This window comes from Halobellus inordinatus (genome assembly GCF_024464655.1).
Lineage (GTDB): Archaea > Halobacteriota > Halobacteria > Halobacteriales > Haloferacaceae > Haloquadratum > Haloquadratum inordinatus.
Genome location: NZ_JANHAV010000010.1, coordinates 79,027 through 92,308 on the forward strand (window position 1 = coordinate 79,027; position 13,282 = coordinate 92,308).

Annotated in this window: 13 protein-coding genes and 2 pseudogenes; 9 read left to right on the top strand and 6 right to left on the bottom strand. The window is 57.5% G+C overall.

Annotated elements, in window-relative coordinates; translation table 11 throughout:
- Positions 1 to 147: 147 nt before the first annotated feature.
- The gene (locus NO347_RS15350) at positions 148 to 822 is read left to right on the top strand and encodes a helix-turn-helix domain-containing protein (protein WP_256290548.1); all 675 of its coding nucleotides are present in this window, start codon (positions 148 to 150) and stop codon (positions 820 to 822) included.
- Positions 819 to 1,514, top strand: a complete 696-nt coding sequence (locus NO347_RS15355; RefSeq protein WP_256290550.1) for a nucleotidyltransferase family protein — start codon at positions 819 to 821, stop codon at positions 1,512 to 1,514. The genes NO347_RS15350 and NO347_RS15355 overlap by 4 nt, the downstream gene beginning before the upstream one ends.
- Before the next feature lie 263 nt (positions 1,515 to 1,777).
- On the opposite strand, the gene NO347_RS15360 is transcribed toward NO347_RS15355, so the two are convergent.
- The gene (locus NO347_RS15360) at positions 1,778 to 2,602 is read right to left on the bottom strand and encodes a hypothetical protein (protein ID WP_256290551.1); all 825 of its coding nucleotides are present in this window, start codon (positions 2,600 to 2,602) and stop codon (positions 1,778 to 1,780) included.
- 287 nt (positions 2,603 to 2,889) lie between these two features.
- Here NO347_RS15360 and NO347_RS15365 point away from each other — a divergent pair, with 287 nt between their 5' ends.
- Positions 2,890 to 3,297 (top strand): DUF7475 family protein, encoded by a 408-nt coding sequence (locus tag NO347_RS15365; protein ID WP_256290552.1) that lies wholly within the window; start codon positions 2,890 to 2,892, stop codon positions 3,295 to 3,297.
- A 106-nt stretch (positions 3,298 to 3,403) separates the two neighbouring features.
- Here the strand turns inward: NO347_RS15365 and NO347_RS15370 are convergent.
- Positions 3,404 to 3,733, bottom strand: a pseudogene (locus NO347_RS15370) (DUF7983 family protein); the annotation flags it as partial.
- Entirely contained in the window at positions 3,730 to 4,188 is a 459-nt protein-coding gene (locus tag NO347_RS15375) for a pyridoxamine 5'-phosphate oxidase family protein (RefSeq protein ID WP_425492398.1), read from the bottom strand. The pseudogene NO347_RS15370 and the gene NO347_RS15375, both read right to left, overlap by 4 nt.
- Before the next feature lie 179 nt (positions 4,189 to 4,367).
- Between NO347_RS15375 and NO347_RS15380 the strand changes: the two are divergent.
- Positions 4,368 to 5,129, top strand: a pseudogene (locus tag NO347_RS15380) (transposase); the annotation flags it as partial.
- On the opposite strand, the gene NO347_RS15385 reads toward NO347_RS15380, so the two are convergent.
- Positions 5,061 to 5,357, bottom strand: a complete 297-nt coding sequence (locus tag NO347_RS15385) for a DUF7521 family protein (protein WP_390209180.1) — start codon at positions 5,355 to 5,357, stop codon at positions 5,061 to 5,063. The pseudogene NO347_RS15380 and the gene NO347_RS15385 overlap by 69 nt on opposite strands.
- A 321-nt stretch (positions 5,358 to 5,678) precedes the next feature.
- Complete coding sequence (locus NO347_RS15390; RefSeq protein WP_256290555.1) at positions 5,679 to 6,020, bottom strand: winged helix-turn-helix domain-containing protein; 342 nt, start codon at positions 6,018 to 6,020, stop codon at positions 5,679 to 5,681.
- A gap of 553 nt (positions 6,021 to 6,573) precedes the next feature.
- Between NO347_RS15390 and NO347_RS15395 the strand changes: the two genes are divergently transcribed.
- Together NO347_RS15395 and NO347_RS15400 are read left to right on the top strand one after the other, a co-directional pair.
- Positions 6,574 to 7,080 (top strand): CPBP family intramembrane glutamic endopeptidase, encoded by a 507-nt coding sequence (locus NO347_RS15395; protein WP_256290577.1) that lies wholly within the window; start codon positions 6,574 to 6,576, stop codon positions 7,078 to 7,080.
- Positions 7,081 to 7,099: 19 nt separating this feature from the next.
- The gene (locus NO347_RS15400) at positions 7,100 to 7,435 is read left to right on the top strand and encodes an ArsR/SmtB family transcription factor (protein ID WP_256290556.1); all 336 of its coding nucleotides are present in this window, start codon (positions 7,100 to 7,102) and stop codon (positions 7,433 to 7,435) included.
- A gap of 778 nt (positions 7,436 to 8,213) precedes the next feature.
- Here the strand turns inward: NO347_RS15400 and NO347_RS15405 are convergent.
- Complete coding sequence (locus NO347_RS15405) at positions 8,214 to 8,726, bottom strand: hypothetical protein (protein WP_256290557.1); 513 nt, start codon at positions 8,724 to 8,726, stop codon at positions 8,214 to 8,216.
- A 597-nt stretch (positions 8,727 to 9,323) separates the two neighbouring features.
- On the opposite strand from NO347_RS15405, the gene cas6 reads away from it, so the two are divergent.
- The 3 genes from cas6 to cas7b are packed head-to-tail and all read left to right on the top strand — an operon-like array spanning position 9,324 to position 13,279.
- Entirely contained in the window at positions 9,324 to 10,106 is a 783-nt protein-coding gene (gene cas6 / locus NO347_RS15410; protein WP_305148905.1) for a CRISPR-associated endoribonuclease Cas6, read from the top strand.
- Positions 10,093 to 12,222: a type I-B CRISPR-associated protein Cas8b/Csh1 gene (gene cas8b, locus NO347_RS15415; protein WP_256290559.1), complete on the top strand. Its 2,130-nt coding sequence runs from the start codon at positions 10,093 to 10,095 to the stop codon at positions 12,220 to 12,222. Before cas6 ends, cas8b begins: the two co-directional genes overlap by 14 nt.
- Positions 12,215 to 13,279 (top strand): type I-B CRISPR-associated protein Cas7/Csh2, encoded by a 1,065-nt coding sequence (gene cas7b, locus NO347_RS15420; protein ID WP_256290560.1) that lies wholly within the window; start codon positions 12,215 to 12,217, stop codon positions 13,277 to 13,279. Before cas8b ends, cas7b begins: the two co-directional genes overlap by 8 nt.
- The last annotated feature ends 3 nt before the right edge of the window (positions 13,280 to 13,282 follow it).

The window sequence follows — 13,282 nt, forward strand, 5'->3', positions numbered from 1 at the left end:
GTCAGTGAACTCGGCCTCTACCGACCGTGGTTAGTCGGCCGGGACGAATCCCCGGTTCGGCGTCACGATTCCTGACTTCAGGGCGAGTTGAAAGATAGTGGATCCAGTAAGGCTTTTAACTGTCACCGGATTATTGGTAACTACCAGATGTACGAGGTTTTCGACGACACGGCGGCGCAGCTCATCCTCGCCATCGAAAGTGGTGACTCCATCCGTCGTGTCGCCCAGCACCTCCACACGCCGTACGAGACGGTACGACAGGCCGTCAATCGGCTGGAAGACGCAGGCTACGTCACCTATGACGACGGCCTCTCAGTCGTCGACGAGCGCGTAAGAGACGCAGCACGAGAGTTCGTCGCTGCCAGCGCCGGCGTCAGTCCACCATCCATCGAGGAAGCCTACGTCATTCCACAGTTCGGTGACTGGCCGTTCGCATTCACACGAATCGACGCCGTCTACGTGTGGACCCAAGGAGGCTACCAGGTTGGTCGCGAGCCCGACGACTATCCGCTGTTCCTTGCTGTTCGTGAGCAAGACGTCGACGCCTGGGAGGCGTTTTTTGAGTCGTTCGGCCTCCCTACCGCATTCGAGCGGCAGCCACGAATCGAGCTGGACGGGGCGCTGCAGATCGTCCTCGATCCACGCGCCTCACTTGACATTGAACACATCGAGGGGTACCCAGTGATCCCGAGAGACAAGACGATCGAGTATATGCGTGAGAACTACGCCCAGTTCCAGTCGGCGCTCGCGATGCTCGACCGAATGTACGAAGACATCGACCTCGGCGTCACGTACCGGGAGACCGAACGGGCACAGCTATGAGCTTCAACAACCGAAGTGACGCGCTCATCGAACTGCTCGAGGAACTCACCCGAGAGGGCCACAAGTACGTTCTCGTCGGCGGTTACGCTGTCTCAGCGTTCAATGCTCGCTTCTCCACGGACCTCGATATCGTCGTCGCGCCGGACTCCAAAGCTGACTTCGTCGAATTCCTCGAACGTCGGGACTTCGAGGAAACGGACAGCCACGCCAAGGAGTGGTTCTACGATACAGAGGTAATCGAGTACGAGAAGCGGCTCACGCCGCAGCAGCCGATCGGCTCCGATCTCCTGGTTAACGGACTCGGGTGTCGCCAGACGGAGGCACAGTGGTCGTTCGACTACCTGTACGAACACAGCCACCAACAGGAGGTGAGCGGGGGCACAGTGACGACGACGGCTAGAGTCATCGATGGGGCAGTCCTCGTCGCGGCAAAGCTCCACAGTGGCCGAGAAACGGACCTCCGAGACGTCCTGGCAGTGGCAGAAGAGATCAATCTCGACGCTGTCACGCCCCACCTGCAGCGAGGGGACGACGATGCGCTACGGGAGCAACTTGAGCGTGGTCTGGAGATTTTGGAGAGCGAAGAACTCAAACACGGCTTTCGGAGTGACTTCGGGGCTTCAGCTGTCTCAGAAGAGACGGTCACCGCTCTTCAAGAGTATCTGTCTTCGCAGATTGACCACCTGAGCTGAAGCGGTCGGGATCTCGTGGATTTCACCGTCTGCTTGCTGGGTATTGGACACACCGTCAGCAAGCAGACGTCTCAACTAACCGGCTTTGTGAAGTACTGACACTACAACTGACGTGACGAGTCCGTGAGGCTTAAGGAACCAGCGCGGTGAGGGTGGAAAAATCGTGAGAGACGATATCAGCACCAGTAGCAGCCGCGTGTGTATCGTCCGTGTGTGGGGCACCTCTGTCCGGTCTCTCGCTGAGCAACCGACAGCGGCGCATCTCATACAATCCCCAGTCCGTTTGCCAGCGTGAGGCTGGCGATAACCGCAAATCCACCTGAGGCCAGTCCGTACTTTAGAAGCTGCCGGCGAAGACTACTACTTAATTTATCAAACCCTTGATCAGAAAGTACTAGCGGCGTCTCGTCGCTCCCCCGGAGCACGGGGGTGCCCCGGTCAACCGTGACTTCCCCGCAGACGGCCAGCATCTCACCGTCGAGGATGGCTCTCGCCTCAAAATACTCGTCGTCTCGGCTCTCGGCGTCCGCATCTGCACCGAAGATACCCTCCACATCGGCAACGGAGGTAACGATCCAGTGGTCCTCCAGATGGACGTACGGAGATCTCCAAGTGCGCTTCGACAGAAAGGTCGATACCGTCCACTCCGGAGACACTGTTGTGATATCGGCGCTGTCGTGGGTCTCGGCCAACCAGTCTGTGTCGATACGAATCTCACGCCGACCGTCGTCGACGGAAAACGTCCCGGACTCGATCCCAGATGCATACGTAATCATATTCATATCCGCTCCGGGCTCTTCAGCATCAAGATTGTAGTTATACGACTCGGATTCCTTGAGCCGCCACACGTACGCACCAATCGACTTCGCCTCATCGATCGGGACCGAGTTGTTTAGTGGCGGTGAGTCCCTGACGTTTACCGTCCCCTCTATGGCGATGGTCTCGCCACCGACGAGTGTCGATGGATTCTCGTCTTCGGATGCCGACATCGATTGGTGGAGTATCCCGGCGGTGATGGCTCGGTAGCCCAACCACAAAGAGCTAGCAAGTAGAATTATTCCGAAAATAGTACTCACCGCTTCGACCATATTCGTCTGCACCGGTTGGATATACTTTACATATTGGAAGAAGAACCCCCCTCAGAGAGAGCCTGTTCGGCCAGTTCACATCACCCGTCCTTGCCACCGCCAGCGTTACAGTCATAGCTCAACGTGCAACCAAATCCTCACGGCTAATTCAGTTGTCGAGCCGTGAAATAACGGATAGTCCGCCCAGACTTATAGGATACTCATCGAAGTATGTTTATCTATCGACGATTCTCTTCTCTCGGGAGCGGTAGCTACATTGTACCATTGTCAGAATGCGATACTGAATGATGGCAACGGAATCATCCACAAGTGGCAGTTCGATCGTCAGTCTTCCATCCCACCCGGTGGGATATGTGACAATCCTCGCGGCACTGGTAACCGGCGTGGTCCACCTGCTGTTAGGGCCCCAAGTGATGGGGTTCAGTCAGACGATGGGAATACTGTTTATACTGAACGGACTCGGATTCCTCGGTGGGGTTGCACTCTACCTGAGCCAGTACTGGAACCGTCCACTCTATCTGGTCGCCGCGGGCTATGCCCTGGTTACAATCGTCGCCCTGTTCGGATTCCAAGGCTTCAGCGTCGAGGCGTTTTATATGCGGGGTGAGCTCAATCCGATGGCTGTCGCCGCCAAAGTGGCTGAGCTTGTCGTTGCTGCAGGCGCGCTGTTCCTGTACTCAGACGCCGGCGCCTAACCCACTTCGCCCCCGCGTACTTCGACAAAACCCCCACAGCAGTACTCTGAGCCCCTGTCCAGCGTTCTCTTCGGGCGAGTCGCCGTACGAGTGCCTAAGTCTTGCGCTAGCTTGACCGAAACGACGATGCGGAGTCGAAACTGGTGAGCTCGTCGATCCGTTGCTCTAACTCTTCGATCTCCTGCTGTAGGTCTGCCGTATCCTCGTCGGTCGCGGCTAGTTGATCTTTGAGCCCCTGGAGTCTGGTCGCTTTCGTCTCTTCGTCGACGTCGGCTTTCTGCACGTAGGCACTCTCCTCGATCTCGTAGACGTCCGACTCCGAGGGTTCCGTCACTTCGAGCGCGTCGTCGACCTTGCTGGCGCCCACACTGGTCACGCGCTCACGGTCGATCCCGGCCGCTGTCAGTGTCTCCAGTACTTCGTCGTCATCTTTCAGCCGTCCCAGCCGCCATATTCTGTGGCAAATTCACGCCCGGTGCAATTGTCGGTAGCCAAGCCAAACAAGCGGAACTCAACGTCCTCGAAGGGAATCCCCCAGACACCGAGATCTGGTGGGAACTCTGCGTTTGCGGTTAGGCTGGCGTATGCTTGCTCTGTGTCGGCGTCCTCGATCTCGTAGATCTCGCCCGTCACAACGACACTCCGCCAGATCGCCGGGTCGTCTGTGTCTTGCTCGTACACTGTGAGACAGACGTTCGGGTTGGATTCGATCGCTTCACTCTTCCGGCTGCTGTAGCCACCGCCCCACTGCATCGGAAAGACCATCTCTTCTGCATCGTAGCCGAAGGAGATCGGGATTGCATACGGTTGTGTGCCGTCGACCAGTGCCAGCACGCCGATGCCATTTCGAATGAGCACTTCATCGATTTCCGTCTCGTCGAGGCGTCTCACTATATCAGAGATCCCATTCCACTCGCCTAAAGGTTTCTCGCCGACTGGCTGGTTGCGGGTCTGGCGTCGGGGTGCTGTGGGCGAGAAATAGGTGCACGATAGTGTTACGCACGCGAGAGAGGCATCCACGCTCAGTGTAGCTTCAAGCTTGGAAGTGTGAGTCCTCGTGGCTGATATCGCCATCCAGAGACACGGTTGACCGGTTTCTCACCGACCTCGAACACGTTATTGACGATGTCTTCAACAGGCTCGTCGAGCAGGCCGCCCCCCGCGGCCTGCTCGACTCTACGTACTCCATCGATTCGACCCACATCGAAGCGATCCAATACAACGACGCTGCGTCGTGGAACTACGATCCAACAGCCGAAGAGTACTACTACGGCTTCGGCTGTACGATTGTTTCCACCGGCTCAAAGATGCCGATAGCAGCGGAGTTCAAACAAGCTAAACAAGCGAATCAGGAGACGGCGATGCGCGTCACACGTGACGCGCTCGCCATCGATACACCAGTCTGGATGCTTGGAGACAGCGCCTACGACATCCTCGATTGGCACGACCACCTGCTGGCCGCAGGGGTCGTGCCAATCGCTCCATACAATCCGCGAAACACTGACGACCCGAAAGACATCAAGTACAGAGTCGAAAACCGCATCACAGAACACAGCGAGGACGTCCAGCTGAAGCAGTCTATCTTTGAGACGTACAACAACCGAACAGGGGTCGAACGAACCAACGACGCAGTCAAGGACTGCGGCCTCGGGCACGTCCGCGCCCGAGGCCGCGTCCACGCACGAACAGAAGTGTTCCTTGCGCTGTGCCTCTGACTCGTCGTTGCAATCACCAATTACGAGCGGGGAGACGATCCCGGCCTTCTATGCAAAAAGAATTGCGTACAGTACGACACAGAGACCGATTACTGTCACGAGGCCCCGTACAAGTAAGACAACGCCATTCCCCGCGCCAGCGATGTCCGTAAGCAACACCGCCACGAAAACAACAGTTGTCAACAGACCGATCCCGAGAGCAAGCGCCCGCATCTTTGTGGAACCATTCCGACGATATCCCCGATACGCCAGCGCAGCGACAAACAGTCCAACGATAGCAGTCACACCGCGCGCAACTAAACCCACAGTGAGCAGTTCGATCACCAGCAGACTGTCTATTATCACTGCATCCCACCCCTGTACACGGTCCACAGGATCGTCCCAAGGCCGAGCAACTCACACCCGCTGACAAGCACTGAACGACCGACGTTCCCGATGTTAGTAGCTGTTGGCAGCCCAACCCGAAGGACTTCGGGAACGGTTATCAGGAAGATGAGACCGACTGCAAGCCAAAGCATCCCCCGGTGAGCCGGTCCGCGACGATATCCACGAATCAGAACCACAGCGATTGTCAGCGACAGCACTACTGAGACAATAGAGAGAACGAGTACGCCGAGTGCTATCGAGGGATTAGTCCCAGTCGTATTCAATTGTACTTGGAGCATCTCAGGACAACCCCTCGAATAGATCCGTGAACCGATCGGCAGGGTCGGTTCTCGACCGCGTCACCTCTACCTTGTAGGCCCCATCAGCGAATGCGATGGTGACAGCCTCGACTGTCGCCACGTACCGCTTATAGTGGTGGCCATCGGGGTCAATTTCTTGCTTCTCAGTCACGAGATCAACCTCCTGCAACCGATTGAGACGGCGATATGCCGTCGCATCGGACATCTCACAGGCCGTACAGAGTTCATCGACTGACATCGGTTCAATCGTGAGGTGCGCGAGGATCGCCCGGGCGTACTCGTCATCGAGTAACGCCAAGACAGCATCCTCGTCCTCGTTCATATCTATGCCAGGCCCGGGCACCAGTAAAAAAACCCGTCACAGCTTCTGACCCGGAAGCTGTGCTTGGGGGGCTACTTGTACTGGTCCCCTTCTCTCGTATATGTCGTTACAATCGACGATTGCTCGTATCCTCACGCCCTCCCTTCGTGAGAGGATCCTGCAACTCCTCTGGCCGGTCTGGAATACTGATCACCACCGACTCCGTGCACCGCTACGCGCGCTACTACCGGTGGTGCTGACATTTCTTCTTCTTGCATTCCTCCAGACTGCGATCCAAGCGAGATTCGCCCATCCAGTACGAGAACTCCTCGAATTGACTGCAATCGCGGGGATTCTTACTGGCGCAGTCATTCTCAGTGCACGCGTTATCGACCGGCGGCCCGTGAGCGGATTCGGTCTCTCGTCCGATCGAGAATGGTGGCACTCGGTTGCTGTCGGTGGGCTCGTCGCCACAGCAATCAACGCAGGTGCACTCGTTGTGTGCCTCGCTACCGGCTGGGCCACGTTCGATGGTGTACTGCACGGGTCCGGCGAGCTACCGTTCGTGCCCGCGATGGTGATCGTGTTCGTGTATATCGCCTTCGCAGCTACTTGGGAAGAATTCATTATCCGCGGTGCGATGCTGACGAACCTTGCCGAGGGAGCGGCCGGATTCGTCCCCCGGTGGATAGCTATTGGACTCGCAGTCACGATCAGTACACTCGTGTTCGCGTTTCTACACGGCGCGAAAGTAACACATGTGAGCCAGTACGGGTACTACCTGATAGCTGGACTCATACTGAGTGGCGTATACGTTCTGACCGGGGAACTCGCTCTCAGTATCGGCTTTCACGTGTTCTATAATTTCACACAAAGCGCGATATTCGGACTCGGACATTCACAGCAGACCCCGGAACTCCTCGCTGTCGACATCGTCGGCCCATCGCGGTGGGTCGGAGAGGAAGGACTCGTCTTCGTCGGATTCGCCATCCTCGGCGGCCTGTTGCTACTCGCGTATATTCGTTGGCGTGATGGACCACTCGAACTCAACGACCGCATTACCACGTACAACACCCGATAACTCACCTCAACCAGAATTTATGCCAACTGCATTCCCCCACCATACCCCCGTCGACCACACGCCGCGTGGACGACTTAGTGTCGTCGTTAGCAACGAACAACCGACTGACGTGCTCCAAACAGTTTCCTCGGAGACAGCACAGCAGATACTAGCGGCGCTTGATGACAACCCGGCGCCGGCCTCAGACATCGCAGAGGCTGCCGACACTTCCGTGCAGAATGCCAAGTACCACCTTGAGCACCTCTGCGAAGCCGACCTTGTTGAAACAGTAGACACGTGGTACTCCAAAAAAGGGACCGAGATGACCGTCTACGCACTCTCCGTCGAAGAGCTAGTTATTCAACTGAGGCGGTAGCGCGGAGTCCCCTTCCTCAAAGCACGAGCGGAGCGAGTGAGTAGCGTCGACGTCGTCATCCGAATCTGTGTTCTCGTTGGTCTCCTCATCTCCGGCTGCATATTGCAGACTAGGAACCGTTTCCGCTGCCTGCATCGTGCGAACAAAAGATCGTGGTTCCCCAACCGCCTGTGAGGCGTGTGATTGAATGCTGCTGCCGATGATGAACGCGAACGCAGCAAACAGGGCGACGCCGCCGATTGTCTGAGGTATTGGGGGATTGTTAGTGACCCCGAGAACAGCTAACAGGCCCACGACACCGGGGAGTAGATTCCCAAGGAGATCATACGCAGAAAGTCCCCGAAAGTAACGTCCAATGGCCATACCTTGGCTTTGCGTATCTGAGTGATGTCATTTTCGCTCCTCGGATGGTGGTTTTCTCGTCAAGCACTTTTCCCGGACATCTCACATTGCACACCGGCTCTTCCTTTGGACGATTTTCGAGGTACTCAAGCCGATCTGGTGGGTTTGTAGGCCGTTAGAACCGGGTCGGGCTCTTTTGCAGCCGTAACAGATACCTCGACGAGGTCAGTTCTGGACGTCGAACCGAGAAAATGCTCGACGAGGGGGTGAAACCCTGGAAATCGACAGATAATCGCACATTATGACGTTGTAGACTGCCCGAAAGAGCGTCAAGCACATTCAGACCGAGATCTCCCTCGATGTCACCGGTCAAGCCGAGATCTGGTCACGATCTTCTTTGACGTGCACGGCTTTCGAATATGTCTTGCAGGCGGATCTACCTTGCTGCCGTCGACGGGCTTCGGAGCCGTCCCTGAGTGTCCAGGTACTCGATCGCCCCACGGATAGTTGCTTCATTGTCCGTGGCCATATCGACTGTCGAACTCCCGCCACTGTAGAGCGCGTCGAGCTGCTCGAAGTGGTCATCACCAGGAGTCAAAAGTCCATAGTGAGCCATTTGGACGCCCTTCAATAGTTTCCCGTCGATTGGGCGGAGGGTGGCGCAGTTCGGCTCCCACTCCCCGACCGTAATGATTTCATCCTCGTCGTTCGGTGTGCGGATCACTCCGAGTCCGCCGACGTGGCTAATCTCGATGATTCGATTGAAGGCACTGCCCGCGGCCCCCCGCCGGTTTTTATCCGGGACTTGGGCACTGTCGAGGGATTTTCCAGAGTCGTAATCTGCGACAAACAGTCCTTCGGTGGTGAGCCGAGCCTGGACGGCTGGCGGGATGCCGGGTTTGTTGTAACACCGGATTACGGGCGGATCTGGTAAGTCGAGTACACTCATCTACACCGAGGCTGTCACGAACCAGTCACTAAACTGTCTTGGTGGGTGGTATAGGCGTGAGAGTGCGCACGCGCACAGACCGAAGCAAGAGTAGACAGCAGCTGGCCGGCCCTGATGCCGACTTGGATATCGAGGGCGGGTATGTCATCCATCGCGTCCCCGAACACGGTGGCAATCAGTATCGGTCAGTCCTGTACTGTAGTACCGGCCGCTTCCAGGATGCGATGGGCGAGCTCTTCAGTGTTGAGGAGTAGGTGTGAGACCTACTTGTGGTACAGTTGGACCGCGATCGGTGAGGCCCGATAGAGATTTGCTGGCGTCCGGAAGATGATCTTGCCGTAGTTCCCCTGCGTCACGTGCGAGCCTTTGATCGCGTTGGTCAAGCTATGGGCCAATCGTACTAGCGTGTGCTCCCCACGGTAGGAGCTATATCGTCGCTGGTTGGTATGACCAATATCAACTCTCCGAGCAGAGGTGCGATTTTGGCACTCGGGTTAAACTTATACGAGAGGGAAATAACAACATACTGAACGGATGTTAGGATCAGATTACTGCGGAGGTGACTGAGTGCGGATACTCGTCCGCTTGCAGGCCCGGATGGACGCGGCCTACGACAATACATATCATCACAAGCTCCGTGGGCGTCTGTGGCAGGCGCTTCAAGAAAGCCCCTACGAAGAGACTCACGATAAGAACCAGCCGAAGCCGTTCACGTACAGTAATCCGTTCCCACCAGGAGAGATGAGCGAGGGCGATAGCCGTAGCCTCCTTGTCGCTTCAACCGAAGAGTCGCTACTCGCGCATATTGCTGAGGACCTCACTCACGATCGCGAACTGAACATCGGCGAGATGCCGTTCCACGTTGAGGAAGTGACGCCACTGTCGCCCGACGTGGGCGAGCCTGGCACGTCAGGTACCATTGAGACGGGGACTGGCGTACTCGTGCGCATTCCCCCGTGGCGGTTCGATGAATATGGCATCGACACCGATCACGACGAAGCGGAGTTCTGGCGGCCCAAGCATACGATGGAACCGTTCCGGAATCAGATCGAGGCTAATCTCGACAAAAAGCACGATCTGTTCTGCCCCGACTATCTTCCCGGGCCGTCTGAAGTTGGTGGTGATCTGTTTGACGGGGCCGACCTGATCAAGACGTTCTCAATACCGGTGACCGTGACGCAGGGTCAACGCGAGACGTGGGTGTTGAGCAAGTGGCGGTTCGACTACACCGTCCGCGACGACCACCATCGACGGCACCTGAATCTCGCACTCGACACCGGCATCGGCGAGCGAAACTCACTCGGGTTCGGTTTCGTCAACATCACCGAGAAATCGGATCGGCGACCGGGCCGGGAGGACTCAATCGATGCTCGATCCTGACGAGTTCTACGAGGAATATCCACCCGAAGAACTGATAGATAAGCTCCCAGAACGGCCGATATCGTCGCTCCGAGACATCCAGTACCTCTATGGTCGCCTCTATACGCTAGCGACAGCCGGTGGCGGCGAGTATGCGGCGTACCTGACACCCGACCAAGCCAACGATCTGATCGGGGCCGAAGAGAGCTTGATCGTCGTCCGGGTGGATCTGTCGGGGGACCGTCCCTCACTTGACGCGGACCAGCCGGTCAAGGTCACGCAGTACACTGAGGACCTCATCCAGAAAGTCGCCCACTGTAAGTACAATGCTGCGCGGGGAATTGACCACAGCGTTACTCATCGCTCAGGACGAAACAGCGACCCTGAGAAGTTGGCTCGCTACGCTTGTGAGCGATTAACCAAATGGGCGGTTGATGACGTGGTACAGGGCGTGGCCGATGACCACCCAGACGGCGACGTCATCCGCGGACTGGAAACAGTCGGTGAAGACGAATCCTCACTCGACAGAATCCGAGAGGCCGTTCAGGCCGAACTCGGCGGGTCGACGACCGCACTCCTGACCGTGCAGATTCATCGGGGAGCGGACGCGGGTTACGAGTGGCCTGGCGATGTGCCGGTGTTTAACGAGGCGATGCGCGCCCGAAAGCTCTCGAAGCTGGTCTCGAAGGGACAGGCAACAAACTCCGCTGGTCAGGCCACCGATCTGATTAGCGGCGAGCGGACTCGAACTGTCGGTACAGCTGAAGACCCACTCAACTACTTCCTCGGCAAGCAGATGGAGAAATTCCCGGGACTCGATCCCGACGAAGCTTGGCGGAGCCACCCTATCTCCGAGGACGGGGCTGTCACGCTGATGAATGCCGAGGAGTTCGTCGACGCCTGTTCTTACCGGACGTTCAACGCCGACGTGTACTACCTCCCGTACTTCCTCGGTCAGCCGACCCCCGAGGAGGCGTATCTGCTGTACTCGGCGCTCTACCAAGTCACAGAGGTCGAGGATATGAACCCCGTTCAGGAGTTCTACGATCGGTTCGGGAAGGACGAAAACGACTACGAGGGACGGCTCCGGTTCTACGTCGCGGCGGTGATGAAACACCAGATGTCCCGCTACGACGTATACGGCGAGACGCTCAACGGTCGGCTCCACTATCCGACGGAGGTCGGCAAGCAACACGAACGGGTCACCGGTAGCTGGGTGTTCGACGAGGATCACGAGAGCAATGGTAATCGGACACCGCCGATGCCGTCCTACGAAGAGTGGCCGCTGACGGATCCGTTCGCACACGAGCAGAGCATCCACGAGATGGTCGCCTCGGGTAGCTACCTCTACAAGACCTTCCCGTATACCGACGAGGACACCGATGCGACGGTCGACGACGAGCGCATCGACGTGCACGTCTCGATCCTCGCCGGCGACCCGGTGCCGCGAAGCCAACTCGTCAGTGCCTACGTTGAGCGACTGATCGACCTGGACAGTGAGGGGGTCCCCGAACTCCTGATCGCCTCCCAGTTCGCACAGCTATGCGCGCTCGAAAACGCTGATCTCGTGACGGCGGACAGCGGTACGGAATCGACGTTGATCGACGGTCCCAGCTACGACACTATGCAACCAGAGACAGCGCGAACCGACGGTGGAACGGCCGCCCTCGGTCGCACCGAGAAACTCGAATCGTTCCTCGATCAGACAGATGGCCTCGACAATCCCGAACGGCGTGGCGCGTTCTTGATCGGCGCACTTGTCGGCCAAGTCGGAACCTACCAGCAGGCGTACCACGACCGGTCGACGACCGTGATCGATCAATATCCCATCAAGTCGATGACCAAGACCAGGGTCAAGCGCATCACTCAAGAGGTGATCGACAAGGACGTCGTCTACTCCCGGGAGAGCGCCAAAAAAGGATCGAACATCAACTCGACGATGTACAGGGAAATTACTGATGGGATCGTCGAGACAATGGCCGAGAAAGATCCTGAAAAGTGGGAGATCAGTACCGACGATCTCCGCTTCTACTACGCGCTAGGCGTGACCTACGGGATGAACGACCGTTCGACAAACGGACAGAACGCGGAGCACAACGACGCAGACACAGACGACACTTCCGAAACCAATGAGTGAACACTATCCCACCACCTCGAATCGATCAGAGATCGTCTTCGCGTATGACGCAGTCGACGCGAACCCGAATGGCAACCCGCTCAGCGGCGCGAACCGTCCCCGGATCGACCCACAGACCGACCAAGCCATCGTCACCGACGTCCGCCTCAAGCGGTACCTCCGCGACCAGTTACAGGACGACGGTCACGGCGTCTACATCCGCAACGTTATGCAGGAAGGCGAGCAGGCGACGCGCGAAGACCTCCTCGAAGACCGTCTCAAGGAAATCGAACTCGACGACGTGGACGAAGACGAGATCGAAGAGGCGGTCTTCCGGCAGTTCCTCGAAAACAGTGCCGACGTGCGCTACTTCGGGGCGACGATGAGTATCGATATGGACGAAGAGAAGTACGGCGATATCGCTGCGGAACTCCCGGATCACTTTACGGGTCCCGTTCAGTTCTCGCCCGGGAAGTCACTCCATCCTGTGACAGAAAACGAGGAGTACAACAGCCTCACGAGTGTCATCGCGACCGGCGAGGGCAAGGAGCAAGGTGGCTTCGATCTTGACGACCACCGCATCCAGTACGCGTTCATCGGGTTCCACGGTCTCGTCGACGAACATGGGGCCGAAGACACGCTACTAACCAACCAAGACGTTCGCCGGCTTGACACGCTATGCTGGCGTGCACTAAAGAACCAGACTATCAGTCGCAGCAAGGTCGGTCAAGAACCACGACTCTATCTCAGAGTCGAGTACGATGGTGAGAGCTTCCACCTCGGAGGCCTCAACCAAGACCTCGCACTCGACGAGGACGCGTCCGAGCCGGTCGAAGAGCTTCGGACAGTCCGTGACGTGTGTGTCGACGTGACGAGCCTCATCGACCGTCTCGGCAACGCATCAGACCGGATCGATACGGTTCACGTCGTTGCCAGTGATGTCCTTGACGTGTCGGTAGACGGGGAGGTTGGCGGCCACACGTTCCTCTATGAGGCACTGGAAGATGCCCTCGGCCCCGATTCCGTCCGCGTCGTCGACGTATATGAGGACGCGACGGCGACGATGCCGGAGGAGTGACCT

What these genes read in the sequence shown, in the direction of transcription:
- NO347_RS15390 (WP_256290555.1), bottom strand. Translation starts at nt 6,020, where the DNA reads ATGAACGAGGACGAGGATGCTGTCTTGGCGTTACTCGATGACGAGTAC.
- NO347_RS15395 (WP_256290577.1), top strand. Translation starts at nt 6,574, where the DNA reads ATGGTGATCGTGTTCGTGTATATCGCCTTCGCAGCTACTTGGGAAGAA.
- cas6 (WP_305148905.1), top strand. Translation starts at nt 9,324, where the DNA reads ATGGACGCGGCCTACGACAATACATATCATCACAAGCTCCGTGGGCGT.
- NO347_RS15365 (WP_256290552.1), top strand. Translation starts at nt 2,890, where the DNA reads ATGGCAACGGAATCATCCACAAGTGGCAGTTCGATCGTCAGTCTTCCA.
- NO347_RS15400 (WP_256290556.1), top strand. Translation starts at nt 7,100, where the DNA reads ATGCCAACTGCATTCCCCCACCATACCCCCGTCGACCACACGCCGCGT.
- cas8b (WP_256290559.1), top strand. Translation starts at nt 10,093, where the DNA reads ATGCTCGATCCTGACGAGTTCTACGAGGAATATCCACCCGAAGAACTG.
- NO347_RS15355 (WP_256290550.1), top strand. Translation starts at nt 819, where the DNA reads ATGAGCTTCAACAACCGAAGTGACGCGCTCATCGAACTGCTCGAGGAA.
- cas7b (WP_256290560.1), top strand. Translation starts at nt 12,215, where the DNA reads ATGAGTGAACACTATCCCACCACCTCGAATCGATCAGAGATCGTCTTC.
- NO347_RS15405 (WP_256290557.1), bottom strand. Translation starts at nt 8,726, where the DNA reads ATGAGTGTACTCGACTTACCAGATCCGCCCGTAATCCGGTGTTACAAC.
- NO347_RS15360 (WP_256290551.1), bottom strand. Translation starts at nt 2,602, where the DNA reads ATGGTCGAAGCGGTGAGTACTATTTTCGGAATAATTCTACTTGCTAGC.
- NO347_RS15350 (WP_256290548.1), top strand. Translation starts at nt 148, where the DNA reads ATGTACGAGGTTTTCGACGACACGGCGGCGCAGCTCATCCTCGCCATC.